17 protein-coding genes are annotated in these 17,525 nt (G+C 59.8%); 15 read left to right on the forward strand and 2 right to left on the reverse strand.

Annotation, left to right across the window (positions count from 1 at the left end; translation table 11 throughout):
* Positions 1-14: 14 nt before the first annotated feature.
* The 8 genes from FGA82_RS10220 (at position 15) to FGA82_RS10255 (ending at position 7,115) form a co-directional block, all read left to right on the forward strand.
* Positions 15-200 (forward strand): Trm112 family protein, encoded by a 186-nt coding sequence (locus FGA82_RS10220; RefSeq protein ID WP_003174668.1) that lies wholly within the window; start codon positions 15-17, stop codon positions 198-200.
* Positions 197-961, forward strand: coding sequence for a 3-deoxy-manno-octulosonate cytidylyltransferase (gene kdsB, locus FGA82_RS10225; RefSeq protein WP_141127000.1), 765 nt, complete (start codon positions 197-199; stop codon positions 959-961). Before FGA82_RS10220 ends, kdsB begins: the two co-directional genes overlap by 4 nt.
* Complete coding sequence (locus FGA82_RS10230; protein WP_141127001.1) at positions 961-1,425, forward strand: low molecular weight protein-tyrosine-phosphatase; 465 nt, start codon at positions 961-963, stop codon at positions 1,423-1,425. Before kdsB ends, FGA82_RS10230 begins: the two co-directional genes overlap by 1 nt.
* On the forward strand, positions 1,422-2,441 hold the full coding sequence (murB, locus tag FGA82_RS10235; protein ID WP_141127002.1) for a UDP-N-acetylmuramate dehydrogenase: 1,020 nt from the start codon (positions 1,422-1,424) through the stop codon (positions 2,439-2,441). The genes FGA82_RS10230 and murB overlap by 4 nt, the downstream gene beginning before the upstream one ends.
* Before the next feature lie 312 nt (positions 2,442-2,753).
* The gene (locus tag FGA82_RS10240; protein WP_034155364.1) at positions 2,754-3,224 is read left to right on the forward strand and encodes a (2Fe-2S)-binding protein; all 471 of its coding nucleotides are present in this window, start codon (positions 2,754-2,756) and stop codon (positions 3,222-3,224) included.
* Entirely contained in the window at positions 3,221-5,542 is a 2,322-nt protein-coding gene (locus FGA82_RS10245) for a xanthine dehydrogenase family protein molybdopterin-binding subunit (protein ID WP_141127003.1), read from the forward strand. Before FGA82_RS10240 ends, FGA82_RS10245 begins: the two co-directional genes overlap by 4 nt.
* Positions 5,542-6,522: an XdhC family protein gene (locus tag FGA82_RS10250; protein WP_141127004.1), complete on the forward strand. Its 981-nt coding sequence runs from the start codon at positions 5,542-5,544 to the stop codon at positions 6,520-6,522. The genes FGA82_RS10245 and FGA82_RS10250 overlap by 1 nt, the downstream gene beginning before the upstream one ends.
* Complete coding sequence (locus tag FGA82_RS10255; protein WP_141127005.1) at positions 6,519-7,115, forward strand: nucleotidyltransferase family protein; 597 nt, start codon at positions 6,519-6,521, stop codon at positions 7,113-7,115. Before FGA82_RS10250 ends, FGA82_RS10255 begins: the two co-directional genes overlap by 4 nt.
* Before the next feature lie 267 nt (positions 7,116-7,382).
* Here the strand turns inward: FGA82_RS10255 and rne are convergent, their stop codons facing one another.
* Positions 7,383-10,613 carry a ribonuclease E gene (rne, locus tag FGA82_RS10260; RefSeq protein ID WP_141127006.1) on the reverse strand — a complete coding sequence of 1,077 codons (3,231 nt, stop codon included), beginning with the start codon at positions 10,611-10,613 and terminating at the stop codon, positions 7,383-7,385.
* Positions 10,614-11,312: 699 nt separating this feature from the next.
* On the opposite strand from rne, the gene rluC reads away from it, so the two are divergent.
* From rluC to sppA, 3 genes are read left to right on the forward strand one after another with little or no spacing between them, the layout of a single operon-like run.
* Positions 11,313-12,272: a 23S rRNA pseudouridine(955/2504/2580) synthase RluC gene (gene rluC, locus FGA82_RS10270; RefSeq protein ID WP_034155359.1), complete on the forward strand. Its 960-nt coding sequence runs from the start codon at positions 11,313-11,315 to the stop codon at positions 12,270-12,272.
* Positions 12,259-12,921 carry an HAD-IA family hydrolase gene (locus FGA82_RS10275; RefSeq protein ID WP_141127007.1) on the forward strand — a complete coding sequence of 221 codons (663 nt, stop codon included), beginning with the start codon at positions 12,259-12,261 and terminating at the stop codon, positions 12,919-12,921. The genes rluC and FGA82_RS10275 overlap by 14 nt, the downstream gene beginning before the upstream one ends.
* Positions 12,922-12,945: 24 nt before the next feature.
* Positions 12,946-13,935, forward strand: a complete 990-nt coding sequence (sppA, locus tag FGA82_RS10280) for a signal peptide peptidase SppA (RefSeq protein WP_141127008.1) — start codon at positions 12,946-12,948, stop codon at positions 13,933-13,935.
* A gap of 95 nt (positions 13,936-14,030) precedes the next feature.
* Here the strand turns inward: sppA and FGA82_RS10285 are convergent, their stop codons facing one another.
* Positions 14,031-14,609: a Maf family protein gene (locus FGA82_RS10285; protein WP_141127009.1), complete on the reverse strand. Its 579-nt coding sequence runs from the start codon at positions 14,607-14,609 to the stop codon at positions 14,031-14,033.
* A 105-nt stretch (positions 14,610-14,714) separates the two neighbouring features.
* On the opposite strand from FGA82_RS10285, the gene FGA82_RS10290 reads away from it, so the two are divergent.
* From FGA82_RS10290 to fabD, 4 genes are all read left to right on the forward strand, one after another.
* Positions 14,715-15,242 carry a YceD family protein gene (locus FGA82_RS10290; protein ID WP_007908248.1) on the forward strand — a complete coding sequence of 176 codons (528 nt, stop codon included), beginning with the start codon at positions 14,715-14,717 and terminating at the stop codon, positions 15,240-15,242.
* A 13-nt stretch (positions 15,243-15,255) separates the two neighbouring features.
* The gene (gene rpmF / locus FGA82_RS10295; protein ID WP_003179396.1) at positions 15,256-15,438 is read left to right on the forward strand and encodes a 50S ribosomal protein L32; all 183 of its coding nucleotides are present in this window, start codon (positions 15,256-15,258) and stop codon (positions 15,436-15,438) included.
* Positions 15,439-15,442: 4 nt separating this feature from the next.
* A complete protein-coding gene (gene plsX, locus FGA82_RS10300) occupies positions 15,443-16,453 on the forward strand; it encodes a phosphate acyltransferase PlsX (RefSeq protein ID WP_141127010.1) in 1,011 nt (336 codons plus the stop codon).
* A 123-nt stretch (positions 16,454-16,576) separates the two neighbouring features.
* On the forward strand, positions 16,577-17,515 hold the full coding sequence (gene fabD, locus FGA82_RS10305; protein WP_038364480.1) for an ACP S-malonyltransferase: 939 nt from the start codon (positions 16,577-16,579) through the stop codon (positions 17,513-17,515).
* Positions 17,516-17,525: the final 10 nt, after the last annotated feature.

The raw sequence follows: 17,525 nt of genomic DNA on the forward strand, positions 1-17,525 counted from the left end.
CTCAGGGAATGTTCATGGACACCAAATTGCTCGATATCCTCGCGTGCCCGATCTGCAAAGGCCCGCTCAAGCTCAGCGCCGACAAGACCGAGCTGATCAGCAAGGGCGCCGGTCTGGCCTATCCGATCCGCGACGGCATCCCGGTGATGCTCGAAAGCGAAGCCCGCACCCTGACCACCGACGAGCGTCTGGATAAATGACCACCGCCTTCACCGTTGTCATTCCGTCGCGTTTCGCCTCGACCCGTCTGCCGGGCAAACCGCTGTTGGACATCGCCGGCAAGCCGATGATCCAGCACGTCTGGGAACAGGCGAGCAAAAGCAGCGCGACCCGCGTCGTGGTCGCGACTGACGACGCGCGCATCGTCGAGGCCTGCAAGGCCTTTGGCGCCGAAGTGGTGCTGACCCGTGAAGACCATAATTCCGGCACCGATCGTCTGGCCGAAGTCGCGGCGAAACTGGGCCTCGAGCCTGACGCGATCGTGGTCAACGTGCAAGGCGACGAGCCGCTGATTCCGCCGAGCGTGATCGATCAGGTCGCTGCCAACCTGGCCGCGCACACCGAAGCGCGCATGGCCACCCTGGCCGAGCCGATCGAAGACGTGGACACCCTGTTCAATCCGAACGTGGTCAAGGTGGTCAGCGACATGAACGGTCTGGCGCTGACCTTCAGCCGCGCGACCTTGCCATGGGCACGCGATGCATTCGCCAAAAGCCGTGAGCAATTGCCCGAAGGCGTGCCATACCGTCGTCACATCGGCATTTATGCCTACCGCGCCGGTTTCCTCCACGACTTCGTGAGTTGGGGGCCGTGCTGGCTGGAAAACACTGAATCCCTCGAGCAATTGCGTGCCCTGTGGCACGGCGTGCGGATTCATGTCGCTGACGCCTTGATCGCGCCACCGACGGGTGTCGACACCGCTGAAGACCTCGAGCGCGTTCGTCGCCTGCTGGGGGCCTGATGCGCGTTCTGTTTGTGTGCCTGGGCAACATTTGCCGTTCGCCCACGGCTGAAGGCGTGTTGCGGCACAAACTGCGTGAAGCGGGGCTGGCGGATCAGGTCGAAGTGGCCTCCGCCGGCACCGGCGACTGGCACGTCGGCAACCCGCCGGACAAACGCAGTCAGGCTGCAGCCAAAGTGCGCGGCTATGACCTGTCGGCGCAACGCGCGCAGCAGGTCAGTCGTGCCGATTTCGCCAGTTACGATCTGATTCTGGCGATGGACAACAGCAACTTGCGCAACCTCAAGGCTCTGCAACCGTCCACCGGCAAGGCCGAACTGGATCTGTTTCTGCGCCGCTATGCCGGACTGGTCGATGAAGTGCCGGATCCGTACTACGACGGCGATCAGGGTTTCGATCAGGTGCTGGATCTGATCGAAGCTGCGTGTGACCAACTGTTGATCGAAGTGAAGGGCCGGTTATGAGTTTGCAGGTGCAACCGCAGGTTTCCCTGAAACCGTTCAACAGTTTCGGCGTCGATGTGCGCGCGCAACTGTTCGCCGAAGCCCACAGCGATGCTGATGTTCGCGAAGCGCTGGCGTATGCCACCGCGCACGACGTGCCGTTGCTGGTGATCGGTGGTGGCAGCAATTTGCTGCTGACGGCGGACATTCCGGCGCTGGTATTGCGCATGGCTACCAGAGGCATCCGCGTGATCAGCGATGACGGCAGCCGTGTGGTAATCGAAGCTGAAGCTGGCGAGCCTTGGCATCCGTTTGTTCAGCACACGCTGGCGCTGGGTTTTTCCGGACTGGAAAACCTCAGCCTGATTCCCGGCACTGTCGGCGCTGCGCCGATGCAGAACATTGGTGCTTACGGCGTCGAGATCAAGGATGTGTTTGCCGGGCTCACGGCGCTGGATCGCCAGACTGGCGAGCTACGTGATTTCACCCTGGAAGAATGCAACTTTGCCTACCGCGACAGCCTGTTCAAACAGCAGCCTGGGCGTTGGTTGATTCTGCGCGTGCGCTTCAAACTGGATCGCGTTGCGCATCTGCATCTGGAATACGGCCCGGTGCGTCAGCGCCTGACCGAGCAGGGTATTGAGCAGCCGACGCCGACCGATGTCAGCCGCGCCATCTGCAGCATCCGCAGCGAAAAACTGCCGGACCCGGCAGTGCTCGGCAATGCCGGCAGCTTCTTCAAGAATCCGCTGGTGTCGGCGGCCGTCGTCGCGCAAATCAAAACGCAGCACCCGGATGTAGTGGCTTACGCTCAACCGGACGGGCAAATGAAACTGGCTGCTGGCTGGTTGATCGAGCGCGCTGGCTGGAAAGGTTTCCGTGAGGCCGATGCCGGCGTGCATAAATTACAGGCGCTGGTGCTGGTCAACTACGGCGCGGCAACCGGTTTGCAACTGCTCGATCTGGCGCAACGCATCCAGAAAGACATTGCCGAACGTTTCAATGTCGAACTGGAAATGGAGCCCAACCGGTATTGAAGCAGCTGCGAGCGTCAAGCTTCTAGCAGCAAGCTACAATCTTGATCGTGAGCCAGCTACTGCATTTACTTGCAGCTTGTAGCTAAAAGCTCATAACTGAAAAGCCCTGTCTCAGCAGGGCTTTTTCGTTAATGCTGGGTTAACTTAGCGAGCTAACGATAACCGTCATTTGCTCCACCAAAGGCCCGGTGCAGACGTTCGCGTCGGCACAAGAGAGCCTGATTAGCCTGAGTCGATCTGCGTGAACCACCGCCGATTCAATGGCGGCAGATTGCTCGACCCCATAACCACTAAAAATATGCGGGCGTGCCCATGATTACCCTGAAACTCAATGGCCAAGACCATTCCCTCGATGTCACGGAAGACATGCCGCTGCTCTGGGCTATCCGCGATGTTGCTGGTTACAACGGCACCAAATTCGGCTGCGGTATGGGCCTGTGTGGTGCCTGCACCATTCACATCGATGGCTTGCCGGCGCGCAGTTGCATTACGCCGATCGGCTCGGTGGTCGGGCAGAACGTCACCACCATCGATAACCTGCACGCCGACCCGGTGGGTCAGGTAGTCCAGCAAGCCTGGCTGGACAGTGCTGTGGCTCAATGCGGTTTCTGTCAGGGCGGGCAAATCATGTCGGCCACGGCGCTGCTCAAAACCAACCCGAATCCGAGCGACGAACAGATCGAAGAGGCCATGGTCGGCAACATTTGCCGTTGCGGCACTTACAACCGGATCAAGACTGCGATCCGCCAAGCCTCCACCCATTTGAAGGAGGCCAAGGCATGAGCCGTCTTCCGAATGATTTCGCCCTGAGCAATCTCAGCCGTCGTGGTTTTCTCAAAGGCGTCGGCGCCACTGGTGCTCTGGTGCTGGCGGCAAGTTGGGGCTGGCAGGATGCGTTGGCCGAGGACAAACCGAAACAGTTCGGCGCCGATGGCATGCCCAATGGCTGGATCGATGATCCGAAGGTCTACGTCAGCATCGCCGCTGACGGCACGGTCACCGTGGTGTGCAACCGCTCGGAGATGGGCCAGGGTGTGCGCACCAGTCTGACCATGGTCGTTGCCGATGAGCTGGAAGCCGACTGGGCCCACGTCAAAGTGCAACAGGCGCCGGGCGATGAAGTGCGTTTCGGTAACCAGGACACTGACGGTTCGCGCAGCATGCGCCATTGGTATGAACCGATGCGGCGTTGCGGCGCGGCAGCGCGCACGATGCTGGAGCAAGCGGCGGCCGCGCAGTGGAAAGTACCGGTCGGCGAATGCCGCGCGCAGTTGCATAAAATCATTCACAAACCGTCTGGCCGTGAGCTGGGTTATGGCGAACTCGCCGCTGCTGCCAGTGCGTTGCCGGTGCCGGCGCGTGACAGCCTGCGCCTAAAGCAGCCGTCGGAGTTTCGCTACATCGGCAAGGAAGGCAGCAAAGCCATCGACGGTGACGACATCGTCAACGGTCGTGCGGTGTACGGCGCCGATGTGCATTTCGATGGCATGTTGTACGCCACCATCGCTCGTCCGGCGGTGTACGGCGGCAAGGTCAAATCGGTGGATGACAGCGCCGCGCTGAAAGTCCCTGGCGTACTCAAAGTCATCCAGATCGAAACTCGCCCATTGCCTTCGGAATTCCAGCCGTTGGGCGGCGTGGCCGTGGTCGCCAGCAATACCTGGGCAGCGATCAAGGGCCGCGAGGCGTTGAAAATCGAATGGGATGACGGCCCGAACGCCAGTTATGACTCGATCGCCTATCGCAAGGAGCTGGAAGCCGCTTCGCTCAAGCCCGGCAAAGTGGTGCGCAATACCGGAGATATCGATAAAGCCCTGAGCGACGCTGTCAGCACCCTCGAAGCTTCCTACTATTTACCGCATCTGGCGCAGGCACCGATGGAGCCTATGGTCGCCATTGCTCGCTACCAGGACGGCGTTTGCGAAGCGTGGGCACCGAGTCAGGCGCCGCAAGTCACCCGTGAGCGAATCGGCGAGCGCCTTGGTCTGCCGTTCGACAATGTCACCTTTAATGTCACGCTGCTCGGCGGTGGTTTCGGGCGTAAATCCAAGCCGGACTTCGTTGTTGAGGCGGCGATCCTGGCCAAGGAGTTTCCCGGTAAAGCAGTGCGGGTACAGTGGACGCGTGAAGATGACATCCACAACTCGTATTTCCACACCGTGTCCGCCGAGTACGTCAAAGCGGGCGTGGGCAAGGACGGCATGCCGTCCGGCTGGTTGCATCGCACCGTGGCGCCGAGCATCACCGCGCTGTTCGCGCCGGGCATGAACCACGAAGCGGCATTCGAACTGGGCATGGGCTTCACCAACATGGCCTACGCGATTCCCAACGTGCGCCTGGAAAACCCCGAAGCCACCGTGCACACGCGGGTCGGCTGGTATCGCTCGGTGTCGAACATTCCCCACGGTTTCGCGATCCAGAGTTTCGTCGATGAGCTGGCGCACAAGGCTGGCGAAGATCCGCTCAAATACCAGATCAAACTGCTCGGCCCTGATCGTCAGATCGACCCGCGCACGCTAAGCGAGGAGTGGAACTACGGCGAATCTCCCGAGCGTTATCCGATCGACACTGGCCGTATGCGCACTGTGCTGGAAACCGCAGCGAAAGCTGCCGGTTGGGGGCGCAAACTGCCCAAGGGGCGTGGTCTTGGCCTGGCGGTGCATTACAGCTTCGTCACGTACGTGGCGGCGGTGATCGAAGTCGAGGTCAAAGACGACGGCACGCTGATCGTGCACAAGGCCGATATCGCCGTGGATTGCGGGCCGCAGATCAACCCTGAACGCATTCGCTCGCAGTTCGAAGGTGCTTGTGTGATGGGCCTCGGTAATGCGGTGCTTGGTGAAATCAGCTTCAAGGACGGCAAGGTGCAGCAGGACAACTTCCATATGTATGAAGTGGCGCGCATGTCGCTGGCGCCGAAGGAAATTGCCGTGCATCTGGTGACACCGCCGGGCGACGTGCCCTTGGGCGGTGTCGGCGAACCGGGCGTACCGCCGATTGCTCCGGCCTTGTGCAACGCGATCTTCGCCGCCACCGGCAAGCGCATCCGCAATCTGCCGGTGCGCTATCAGTTGCAGGGCTGGCAGAAGGCAGAGGCGTAATGGACAGCGTCGACCTCAATGTCCTGCGCAGTGTCCTCGAATGGCGCCGCGCCGGACAGCGGGTGGTGCTGTTCAGCGTGGTGCAGACCTGGGGCACCGCGCCCCGTGCTCCCGGTGCCATGCTCGCCTTGCGCGAGGATGGTGTGGTGATTGGTTCGGTGTCGGGCGGCTGTGTCGAAGATGATTTGATTGCGCGCCTGCATGACGGCCGGATCGCCACCGATGGGCCGCCGGTGCAACTGATCACCTACGGCGTCACACGGGAAGAGGCGGCGCGCTTCGGTTTGCCCTGTGGCGGTACGCTGCGCCTGACTGAAGAACGGATCGGCGATCCTGCGTGGGTTGCCGAGTTGCTCGCGCGTTGTGAAGCACACGAAATCGTTGCCCGTGAGCTGAACATCGAAACCGGGGAAGTACTTTTGACGACAGCGAGCAAAGCCGATTCGCTGGCGTTCGACGGTAAAATCTTGCGCGCGATCTACGGTCCGCGCTGGCGCTTGCTATTGATAGGCGCCGGCCAGTTGTCGCGCTACGTCGCGGACATGGCGCGGCTACTGGATTTTGAAGTGCTGATTTGCGATCCGCGCAGCGAATTCGTTTATGGCTGGGAAGAGCATCACGGTCGATTCGTCCCGGGTATGCCGGATGACGCGGTGTTGAGTATTCAGGCCGACGAACGCACGGCGATTGTCGCGCTGACCCACGATCCAAGGCTGGATGACATGGCGCTGCTGACGGCGCTGGATTCGCCAGCTTTCTATGTCGGCGCGCTCGGGTCGCGGATCAACAGCCAGAAACGTCGGGAGAATCTGGCTCAACTAGGCTTGTCGGTAGAGGCTATCGATCGTTTGCACGGACCGATCGGCCTGCACATCGGTAGTCATTCGCCGGCAGAAATTGCCTTGTCCTTGTTGGCAGAAATCGTCGCGATCAAGAACGGGGTCGAGTTGAAGCAGAAAAAAACATTGGAGGACGCATGAGTCAGTCCATTGCAGTGATTGTGCTGGCAGCGGGCGAGGGCAGTCGCTTTCGCCGGGTGGCGGGTGCTGACAAGGATAAATTGTTGGCGGACTGCACCGGGCGGGATGGCGCGGTGCGTTCGGTGATCGAGCAGGTGCTGGTGAATCTGCCGGCCAGTCTCGAAAAGCGCATATTGGTCACCACCGAAGCGCGGCCGCAGGTGATGCGCATGGCGCAGGCTTATGGCTGTGAAGTTGTCTCGATTGAGTCGACCGGGATGGGTGACAGTATTGCCGCTGGTGTCGCGGCTTGTCCGGACGCCGATGGCTGGTTGATTGTGCTGGGGGATCTGCCGTTTATTTTGCCTTCCACTATCGAGCGGGTGGTCGCGGCCATTGCCGATGATGCGGTGAGCGTGCCGGTGCAGGAGGGCGAGTTTGGTCATCCGGTGGGGTTTGGGCGCTCGTTTGGGGCGGGGTTGCAGGCGTTGAGTGGCGATCGTGGGGCCAGACCATTGTTCAAGCAGGGCAGGGTGGTTGAGGTGGCGGTGGATGATCCTGGGGTGTTGTGGGATATCGATGTGCCGCAGGCTTTGGTTTTTACTTCGTCTTGAGAGCTGCGTAAATTCCTGAGAGCCCCTCACCCTAAAACTCTCCCGGAGGGAGAGGGGACTGACCGAGGTGTTCTTTCGAGGTACACCGACCTGAAACTTCGAGTCGAACTCCGGCCTTGAAGCACAAGGAGATCGGCTCCCTTTCCCCCTCGCCCCGTGGGGAGAGGGCTGGGGTGAGGGGGTTGGATCTAGAATCCACCACAAAAAATCGAGGCATAAAAAAGCCCCGCCTGAATAATCAGGCGGGGCTTTTAACGGCTTTGGGAATTACACGAGTGGTTTAGGCTCGTGTTCTTTTTCCTCGGCCTCTTGGTGCTGCTCGACCGCGTCCTGAACGGAGCGTGGCGCTTCAGCGATCACTGCTTCGACAACCGCTTCTTCAGCGACCGGGGCAGGCGCTGCCTCGACCACTTCAGCAACAGGAGCAGCAGCGGCAGCCAGTTCGGCTTCCTTCTGCAGGCGCTCTTCTTCACGCTTGCGGCGACGCACTTCACGTGGGTCGTTCGGCGCGCGGCCGCTTGGCGTCAGAGCACTGACTGGAGCCGGTGCTTCAACCACAGGAGCTGGCGCTTCGGCAACGACAGGTGCTTCGACAACCGGTGCAGGTTCAGTAACGACCACTGGCTCGGCAACTTTAGTCTCTTCAACCACAGGAGCTTCAACCGCAGGAGCTTCGAACACTGGCGTTTCAACAACCGGTGCTTCAACCACTGGCACTGGTGTTTCAGCGACAGCCGGCTCGGCAACCCAGTTGAAAGCGGTCTGTTCTTCGCGAACTTCACGCACGGTTTCGGTCACGGTTTCAGCGACGGTTTCAACCACCGGCTCGGTAACCACGGCTGGAGCTGGCTCTACCTGAGGCAGGGTTTCCTGAACCGGTGCCACTTCGACTTCCGGAGCAGCAACCACTTCTACCGGAGTGGTCGCTTCGACAACCGGCGCTTCCACTGGCGCAGTTTCCTGCACAGCGGCGGTAGCCCGTTCAGCTTGCTCGTGGGCCTGTGCTTCGGCCGGAGCGCTGATCACGGTGCTGGCAACGGCAGCGGTTACAGCCAGGCCAGCAGCCAGATCGGCGGTACTTGGCTCTTCAGCGTTTTCGCCGGCTTCGGATTCTTCCGAACCTTCGATCACGTTGCCGTTGGCATCACGCTGACGCTCACGACGGTTGCTGCGACGACGCTGACCGCGCGAACGACGACGTGGACGATCGCCTTCGGCGCTCTCCGAACCGTCTTCCGGCAGTTGCTCTTCGTTGCTGTTCACTTCTTCTTCAGCGACGGCAGCAGCGGCCTGCTCGGCACGCGGTTGACGCTCTTCACGCGGCGGACGCGGTGCGCGCTCTTCGCGTGGCTGACGGGCCGGACGCTCTTCAGCAGTCACGGCAACGGCGGCTGCTGCAGCGGCTGGAACGGCGTCCAGTGGCTCGCGCAGTTCACGTACACGCTCTTCACGCTCGCCACGTGGCTTGCGATCTTCGCGCGGCGCACGTGGAGCACGTTCTTCACGCGGGGCGCGTGGTGCGCGCTCTTCGCGGGCTACTGGCGCTTCGGTGCGAGCTTCACGCGGCTCGCGGACTTCACGGGCTTCACGTGGCGCGCGCTCTTCGCGCGGCGCGCGTTCTTCACGGGGAGCACGTTCTTCGCGTGGCTTGCGTTCTTCATCGCGGCGACCGTTACGGTTGCGGCTCTGCTGACGACCGTTGCGACGTTCTTCGTTACGGGCCGGACGTTCGCTGGCTGGTTTTTCAACCACAACCGGAGCGGCTGGCTCTTCTTTGGTGGCGAACAGGCTGACCAGCGATTTCACCAGGCCTTTGAACAGGCTTGGCTCTGGCGCGGCAACCGGGGCCGGTGCTGGAGCAGCAGGCGCGGCGGCTTCGGTCGGAACCGGAGCGTTGGCACGGGCCGGTGCAGTTTTAACGGCTGCTTCCTGGCGAACCAGGGTGCGCGTCGCAGCAGCTGGCTGGACTTCTTCGACTTCGGCAGCGGCAGCGGCGATTTCGTAGCTGGACTGGTTGGTCGCGGCTTCCGGGCTGTCATCACGCAGACGCTGCACTTCGAAGTGCGGCGTTTCGAGGTGATCGTTCGGCAGAATGATGATGCGAGCACGGGTGCGCAGTTCGATCTTGGTGATCGAGTTGCGTTTTTCATTGAGCAGGAACGCGGCGACCGGGATCGGCACCTGAGCGCGGACTTCGGCAGTGCGGTCTTTCAGGGCTTCTTCTTCGATCAGGCGCAGGATCGCCAGCGACAGCGATTCAACGTCACGGATGATGCCGGTGCCGTTGCAACGCGGGCAAACGATGCCGCTGCTTTCGCCCAGCGATGGACGCAGGCGCTGACGGGACATTTCCAGCAGGCCGAAGCGCGAGATGCGGCCGATCTGCACGCGAGCGCGGTCGGCTTCCAGGCATTCGCGGACTTTCTCTTCCACGGCGCGCTGGTTCTTGGCAGGGGTCATGTCGATGAAGTCGATGACGATCAGGCCGCCGATGTCGCGCAGGCGCAACTGACGGGCGATTTCTTCGGCAGCTTCAAGGTTGGTCTGCAGAGCGGTTTCTTCGATGTCGCTGCCTTTGGTGGCGCGCGCCGAGTTGATGTCGATGGACACCAGAGCTTCGGTCGGATCGATGACGATGGAGCCGCCGGAAGGCAGTTCAACAACGCGCTGGAAAGCGGTCTCGATCTGGCTTTCGATCTGGAAACGGTTGAACAGCGGCACGCTGTCTTCGTACAGCTTGATCTTGCTGGCGTACTGCGGCATCACCTGGCGAATGAAGGTCAGGGCTTCGTCCTGGGCTTCAACGCTGTCGATCAGCACTTCGCCGATGTCCTGGCGCAGGTAATCGCGAATGGCGCGGATGATCACGTTGCTTTCCTGATAGATCAGGAATGGCGCGGAGCGATCCAGCGAGGCTTCTTTGATGGCGGTCCACAGTTGCAGCAGGTAGTCGAGGTCCCACTGCATTTCTTCGCTGCTGCGGCCCAGGCCGGCAGTGCGCACGATCAGACCCATGTCGGCTGGCGCAACCAGACCGTTCAGCGCTTCACGCAGTTCGTTGCGCTCTTCGCCTTCGATGCGACGGGAGATACCGCCGGCACGCGGGTTGTTCGGCATCAGCACGAGGTAACGACCGGCCAGGCTGATGAAGGTGGTCAGGGCTGCGCCCTTGTTGCCACGTTCTTCTTTTTCGACCTGAACGATGACTTCCTGGCCTTCGCTCAGGACATCCTTGATGTTGACGCGGCCTTCAGGGGCTTTCTTGAAGTATTCGCGGGAGATTTCTTTGAGGGGCAGGAAGCCGTGGCGCTCGGAGCCGAAATCGACAAAGGCAGCCTCAAGGCTTGGTTCGATGCGAGTGATGCGGCCTTTATAGATGTTGGCCTTCTTCTGCTCGCGTGCACCGGATTCGATGTCCAGGTCGTAGAGGCGTTGGCCATCTACCAGTGCAACACGCAACTCTTCGGGTTGAGTTGCGTTAATCAGCATTCTTTTCATGTAGTACCGTCGGTTTCCGGGCTGCCGGAAACGGCGTTCGGCACACACGACTTCTCACGGTCGGTGTCAGGTGCGTCGGGAGTGGTTGGCCATTCCCGTGTCCAGCGATATGCGGCCAATTGGGCCGATATAGCGACGTACGCGTCCTGCTTGCTGTGGCTACTTAAGCACTCAGTCAGGAGGAGGAATCAACCAGCGGCTGTGGACGAGATGAAGCGTCTTGATAAAGCCTATTGCTACACAGTCCAGCGGTTGTGCATCTCCACCCTACACGTATCCCTGATAATTCGGGTGCTGCCGCGCGCAGAATCCGCAGCGGGTTGGCATTTACCGTGAGCTCCGAAAGGGGAGGTCACGCATCATGGCTAATTCAGGCGTTGTTTCCGAAGCATTCGCTCGGGGTCATCTGCAGCTGACTGCACTTTGTGAACTGGCCTTGAATGTGTGCCTGCCAGGCGAGTAAAAACTCTGCTCGGCGGTGTAATTCAGGCCTCATGTCACCTGCGCTTGTTACAACTGCAAACTCCACCGTTACGTAGCGAAAGCCCCGTAGGACGGCCTCGCGTCCTGGTGAATTGCGTTGGTCAGGGCCGGTTTTTGACCGTGGTTCCGCTGTCCAGGCCGCTTTTGGCGGCGTTCGCGACTATAGCAGCAATGATTAAGTGCTTCAATTCCATAAAAATTGTTATCATCCGCGGCATGACAACTACTGCCCCTTCGACTCCAGGCGTTCAATTGCTTGAAGTCTCGCCGGAGTATGCCGGCCAACGAATCGACAATTTCCTCCTCGCCCGGCTCAAAGGCGTGCCCAAGACCCTGATTTACCGCATTTTGCGCAAAGGCGAAGTGCGTGTGAACAAAGGTCGGATCAAGCCCGAATACAAGCTGCAGGCAGGCGATATCGTGCGCGTGCCGCCGGTTCGCGTGCCTGAACGCGATGAGCCGGTGCCATTGGCCCAAGGCCTGCTGCAGCGCCTGGAAGCCTCGATTGTCTTCGAAGACAAAGCCCTGATCGTGATCAACAAGCCTGCCGGCATTGCGGTTCACGGTGGCAGTGGCTTGAATTTCGGCGTGATCGAAGCCTTTCGTCAGTTGCGTCCCGATGCCAAAGAGCTGGAATTGGTTCACCGTCTCGACCGTGACACTTCCGGCCTGCTGATGATCGCCAAAAAGCGCAGTATGTTGCGCCACTTGCATGAGCAATTGCGTGGTGACGGCGTCGACAAGCGTTACATGGCGCTGGTGCGCGGCAACTGGGCGACCTCGATCAAGAAGGTCAGCGCGCCATTGCTCAAGAGCAATCTGCGTTCCGGCGAACGCATGGTCGAAGTCAATGATGAGGGCAAAGAAGCCCTGACCATGTTCAAAGTGCTGCGCCGTTTCGGTGATTTCGCCACCATGGTCGAGGCTAAACCGGTTACCGGTCGCACCCACCAGATTCGCGTGCACACCTTGCATGCTGGCCATTGCATTGCTGGTGACAGCAAGTATGGCGACGAGGATTTCACCAAGGAAATTCGCGATCTGGGTGGCAAGCGCCTGTTCCTGCACGCCTACATGCTGACCGTGCCGCTGCCCGATGGTGGCAAGCTGACCTTGCAGGCGCCGGTCGATGAAATGTGGGCCAAGACCGTGGAGCGATTGAGTGCGCCCATCTGATTACAAACTGCTGATTTTCGATTGGGACGGCACGCTGGCTGATTCCATTCACCGGATCGTCGAAGCGATGCATTCGGCGTCCGGGCGCTCTGGTTTCGAGTTGCGCGATGATTTTGCCGTCAAAGGCATCATCGGTCTGGGCCTGCCCGAAGCGATTCGCACCTTGTACCCGGAAATCAGCGACGCCGAAATGACTTTGTTTCGCGAGTATTACGCTGATCACTACATTGCTGCAGAAGCCGTGCCTTCTCCGTTGTTCGAAGGCGTAGTCGAGTCGATGGCGTCCTTTCGCGAGCAGGGTTATCACCTGGCTGTAGCGACCGGCAAAAATCGTCGCGGCCTGGATCGCGTGCTCAAGGCCAATGGCTGGGAAGATTATTTCGATATCACCCGCGCTGCCGATGAAACTGCGAGCAAGCCGCACCCTCTGATGCTGGAGCAGATCCTTGCGCATTGTGGTGTGCGTGCAGATCAGGCGCTGATGGTCGGGGATTCGTCCTTTGATCTGCTGATGGCGCGCAATGCGGGGATGGATTCGGTGGCGGTCAGTTATGGCGCGCAATCGATCGAATCGCTGCAGCAGTTCGAGCCGCGCCTGTCGATCGACCGTTTTTCCGAATTGCATGCCTGGCTGGGGAAGCAGGCTTAATACGTTTTTGCTGGGGTGGATGGCATGACCGACGAATGGAAAGCACCGGCCAAGGCAAGTGCCGACGACGGTGATCAGAAAAGCTGGAAGCTGTTGGAGAAAACGCTGCTCGCCGGCGTGCAGGAACAGCGTCGTTCGCGCCGCTGGGGGATTTTTTTCAAGCTGCTGACCTTTGTTTATCTGTTTGTGGCGCTGATTTTGTTCACGCCGTTGATGGACATGGAAAAGAGCGCTACACGCGGCCCGAACTACACCGCGTTGATCGACGTCACCGGCATGATCGCCGACAAGGAACCGGCCAGTGCCGATAACATCGTCGGCAGCCTGCGGGCGGCGTTCGAGGACAAGAAGGTCAAGGGTGTGATCCTGCGGATCAACAGTCCTGGCGGCAGTCCGGTGCAGTCGGGTTATGTGTATGACGAGATCAAGCGTCTGCGCGGCCTGCATCCGGAGATCAAGGTGTATGCAGTGATTTCCGATCTGGGCGCGTCCGGTGCTTATTACATCGCCAGCGCGGCGGATCAGATCTACGCCGACAAGGCCAGTCTGGTCGGTTCGATTGGTGTGACGGCGGCCGGTTACGGTTTTGTCGGCACCATGGAGAAGCTGGGCGTCGAGCGTCGCACTTACACGTCGGGCGAGCACAAGTCGTTCCTCGATCCGTTCCAGCCACAGAAGCCTGAAGAAACGGCGTTCTGGCAGGGCGTGCTCGACACGACGCACAAGCAGTTCATCAATAGCGTCAAGCAGGGTCGTGGTGATCGTCTGAAGGACAAGGATCATCCAGAGCTGTTCTCCGGATTGGTCTGGTCGGGCGAGCAGGCGCTGCCGCTGGGGTTGATCGATGGGCTGGGCAATGCCAGTTCGGTTGCGCGGGATGTGATTGGCGAGAAAGAGTTGGTGGATTTCACCGCTCAGGAATCGCCGTTTGATCGCTTCTCGAAAAAGCTCGGTGCCAGCGTGGCTGAGCAGTTGGCGATGTGGATGGGGTTCCACGGGCCTTCGTTGCGTTAATTCGTTGTAAAGGTCAAAAGATCGCAGCCTGCGGCAGCTCCTCCAGGGTTTTACATTCCCCTGTAGGAGCTGCCGCAGGCTGCGATCTTTTGCTTTTAAGGAATCTGCACACCCTCAGCCAATAACATGTCGATCAGGCGAATCAGCGGCAGGCCGATCAGGCTGGTAGCGTCAGGCCCTTCAGTGGACTGAAACAGACTTACCCCCAACCCTTCGGCCTTGAAGCTGCCAGCGCAGTCATATGGCTGCTCAATGCGCAGGTAGCGCTCGACGCGCGCCTGATCGAGCTGGCGCATGTGTACGGTGAACGGCACGCAGGCGATCTGGCATTCGCCGGTCTGGCTATTCAGCAGTGCCAGGCCGGTCAGGAAGGTCACGCTGGCGCCACTGGCTGCCAGCAGTTGCTCGCGGGCCTTGTCGAAGGTGTGCGGCTTGCCGATAATCTGCTCGCCGAGCACGGCGACCTGGTCCGAACCGATGATCAGATGAGCGGGGTGGCTGTCGGCCAATGCTCGGGCTTTCTGTTCGGCGAGGCGTTTGACCAGTTCGATGGCGGACTCGCCCGGGCGATGGCTTTCATCGATATCTGGAGAGCTGCAGACGAACGGCAGGTGCAGGCGGGCGAGCAATTCGCGACGATAGATCGAGCTTGAAGCGAGTAATAAAGGCAGCATTCACGTCTCCTGAGGCAGGTGCGGATTCTAGCGGAGGCACGCAAGTGACGGACAGGGCACAATTTCCTTTGACATGGGTGGGTGCATCCCTATAATGCTGCGCCTATGTTGAATGACCCGATTCCACCTCACGTTGACCCGCGCAAATTGGCTGATCGTGGCACCACCCTTCAAGGTGAAATGCTGCTGGCCGATTTGGAGAGACTCTGCGACCCGCTTTCCGACAATGTCGGTACGGTGCAGGCGAAATTCGTTTTTGAACGAGATGAACGTAAATCTGTGGTAATTCACAGCTTTATCGACACCGAGGTCAAAATGGTTTGCCAGCGTTGTCTTGAGCTGGTCACCCTGCCGATCCACAGCGAATGCAGTTATGCTGTGGTGAAAGAGGGTGCGAATACCCAGTCGTTGCCGAAAGGTTATGACGTGCTGGAACTGGGCGAAGATCCATTGGATCTGCAGTCACTGATCGAGGAGGAGCTTCTGCTCGCCTTGCCCATTGTGCCTGCTCATCATCCGGAAGAATGCCAGCAGCCGGCGGGTCTCGATGAGCCCGAACCGAGCGAGGACGAGTCAACGCGGTCCAACCCGTTCAGTGTATTGGCGCAGTTAAAGCGTGACCCAAACGTTTAGGAGTTAATCAATTATGGCTGTTCAGCAGAACAAAAAATCCCGCTCTGCCCGTGACATGCGCCGTTCGCACGACGCTCTCGAGGCTAGCACTCTGTCTGTAGAAAAAACCACTGGTGAAGTTCACCTGCGTCACCACGTATCGCCAGAAGGCGTATACCGTGGCCGTAAAGTGATCGACAAGGGCGCTGACGAGTAATCACTTGTCCGCTCAAGTCATCGCGATTGACGCAATGGGCGGGGACTTCGGTCCCCGCAGCATTGTTAAGGCCAGCCTTGCTTGCCTTTCTGCTACGCCCTCGCTGCACCTGACCCTTGTCGGTCAACCCTCCCTTCTTGAAGAACTGATCAACGGCCAATCGGCTGCCGATCGCGCGCGCCTGACGATTGTTGCAGCCAGCGAAGTCATCACCATGGACGAAAAACCAACCCAGGCGTTGCGTGGCAAGCCGGACTCGTCGATGCGTGTCGCCCTTGAACTGGTACGTGATGGCAAGGCTCAAGCCTGTGTCAGTGCTGGCAATACCGGGGCGTTGATGGCGCTCTCGCGATTCGTGCTGAAGACGTTGCCGGGTATTGATCGTCCGGCGATGGTTGCCGCGATTCCGACGCAGAAGGGCTATTGCCAGTTGCTTGATCTGGGAGCCAATGTCGATTGCAGTGCCGAGCATTTGCTGCAGTTTGCGGTGATGGGTTCGGTGGCGGCGCAGACGCTGGGCATTCATCGCCCGCGCGTCGCGCTGCTGAACATCGGCACCGAAGACATCAAGGGCAATCAGCAGGTCAAACTCGCTGCGACGCTGTTGCAGGCTGCCCGTGGCATCAATTACATCGGCTTTATCGAAGGCGATGGCTTGTATCGTGGCGAGGCGGATGTCGTGGTGTGTGATGGTTTCGTCGGCAATATCCTGCTCAAGTCCAGCGAAGGCCTGGCGACGATGATTGCTGCGCGCATCGAAGCGCTGTTCAAAAAGAATCTGGTATCCCGTGCAGTGGGGGCCTTGGCGTTGCCGTTGATGAAGCGTTTACAGGCGGATCTGGCGCCGGCGCGACACAACGGCGCAAGCTTTCTCGGCTTGCAGGGCATTGTGGTGAAAAGTCATGGTTCGGCGGGCGTTCAAGGCTTTCAGAGTGCTATTTCGCGTGCCCTGATCGAGATCCAGGAAAACCTTCCCGAGCGCCTTCACGGTCGTCTGGAGGATCTGTTGTCTTAGGCGTTTTCGTCGGACAATGCTTAAATGTGACCGCCCGGTTCAAAGGGCCATCCAACTGTCAGTTTCTTGCGTCCCCAAGCGGGGCGTCATTTTCCGACGACAAGATCATTAGGGGCTTGTTACATGTCTGCTTCCCTCGCATTCGTCTTTCCAGGACAAGGTTCGCAGTCCCTCGGCATGCTGGCCGAGCTGGGCGCGGAATATCCGTTGATCCTCGAAACTTTTAAAGAAGCCTCTGAGGCTCTGGGTTATGACCTGTGGGCACTGACCCAGCAGGGCCCGGAAGAGCAGCTTAATCAAACCGATAAAACCCAACCGGCCATTCTGACCGCTTCGATCGCCCTGTGGCGTCTGTGGCTGGCGGAAGGCGGTGCGCGTCCGGCATTCGTTGCCGGTCACAGCCTGGGTGAATACAGCGCGTTGGTCGCTGCTGGCAGCCTGACACTGGCTGATGCAGTGAAACTCGTTGAGCGCCGTGGTCAGTTGATGCAAGAAGCGGTTCCGGCCGGGCAGGGTGGCATGGCTGCCATTCTCGGTCTGGAAGACGCTGATGTACTGGCTGCCTGCGCCGAAGCTGCGCAAGGCGAAGTGGTCAGCGCCGTCAACTTCAACTCGCCAGGTCAGGTGGTGATTGCCGGTGCCAAGGCAGCCGTTGAACGTGCCATTGAAGGCTGCAAGGCCCGCGGTGCCAAACGCGCCATGCCGTTGCCAGTGAGCGTGCCGTCGCACTGCGAGCTGATGCGCCCGGCCGCCGAACGCTTCGCCGAATCAATTGCCGCCATCGACTGGCAGGCGCCGCAGATCCCGGTCGTACAGAACGTCAGCGCGCAGGTGCCGGCTGATCTGGAAACCCTCAAGCGTGATCTGCTCGAACAATTGTACAAGCCAGTGCGCTGGGTCGAGTCGGTACAGACTCTGGCCGCCAAGGGCGCGACCAATCTGGTCGAATGCGGCCCGGGCAAAGTGCTGGCCGGTCTGAACAAACGTTGCGCTGAAGGCGTGGCGACTTCCAACCTCAATACCCCAGATGCTTTCGCTGCCGCTCGCGCAGCGCAAGCCTGAATCAGGAGAA

This window comes from Pseudomonas fluorescens (genome assembly GCF_005938625.1).
Taxonomy (GTDB): Bacteria; Pseudomonadota; Gammaproteobacteria; order Pseudomonadales; family Pseudomonadaceae; genus Aquipseudomonas; species Aquipseudomonas fluorescens_BD.

Bases quoted from the DNA above. Each gene is read 5' to 3' on its own strand.
- FGA82_RS10220 (WP_003174668.1), top strand. From the start codon at position 15: ATGGACACCAAATTGCTCGATATCCTCGCGTGCCCGATCTGCAAAGGC.
- kdsB (WP_141127000.1), top strand. From the start codon at position 197: ATGACCACCGCCTTCACCGTTGTCATTCCGTCGCGTTTCGCCTCGACC.
- FGA82_RS10230 (WP_141127001.1), top strand. From the start codon at position 961: ATGCGCGTTCTGTTTGTGTGCCTGGGCAACATTTGCCGTTCGCCCACG.
- murB (WP_141127002.1), top strand. From the start codon at position 1,422: ATGAGTTTGCAGGTGCAACCGCAGGTTTCCCTGAAACCGTTCAACAGT.
- FGA82_RS10240 (WP_034155364.1), top strand. From the start codon at position 2,754: ATGATTACCCTGAAACTCAATGGCCAAGACCATTCCCTCGATGTCACG.
- FGA82_RS10245 (WP_141127003.1), top strand. From the start codon at position 3,221: ATGAGCCGTCTTCCGAATGATTTCGCCCTGAGCAATCTCAGCCGTCGT.
- FGA82_RS10250 (WP_141127004.1), top strand. From the start codon at position 5,542: ATGGACAGCGTCGACCTCAATGTCCTGCGCAGTGTCCTCGAATGGCGC.
- FGA82_RS10255 (WP_141127005.1), top strand. From the start codon at position 6,519: ATGAGTCAGTCCATTGCAGTGATTGTGCTGGCAGCGGGCGAGGGCAGT.
- rne (WP_141127006.1), bottom strand. From the start codon at position 10,613: ATGAAAAGAATGCTGATTAACGCAACTCAACCCGAAGAGTTGCGTGTT.
- rluC (WP_034155359.1), top strand. From the start codon at position 11,313: ATGACAACTACTGCCCCTTCGACTCCAGGCGTTCAATTGCTTGAAGTC.
- sppA (WP_141127008.1), top strand. From the start codon at position 12,946: ATGACCGACGAATGGAAAGCACCGGCCAAGGCAAGTGCCGACGACGGT.
- FGA82_RS10285 (WP_141127009.1), bottom strand. From the start codon at position 14,609: ATGCTGCCTTTATTACTCGCTTCAAGCTCGATCTATCGTCGCGAATTG.
- FGA82_RS10290 (WP_007908248.1), top strand. From the start codon at position 14,715: ATGTTGAATGACCCGATTCCACCTCACGTTGACCCGCGCAAATTGGCT.
- rpmF (WP_003179396.1), top strand. From the start codon at position 15,256: ATGGCTGTTCAGCAGAACAAAAAATCCCGCTCTGCCCGTGACATGCGC.
- fabD (WP_038364480.1), top strand. From the start codon at position 16,577: ATGTCTGCTTCCCTCGCATTCGTCTTTCCAGGACAAGGTTCGCAGTCC.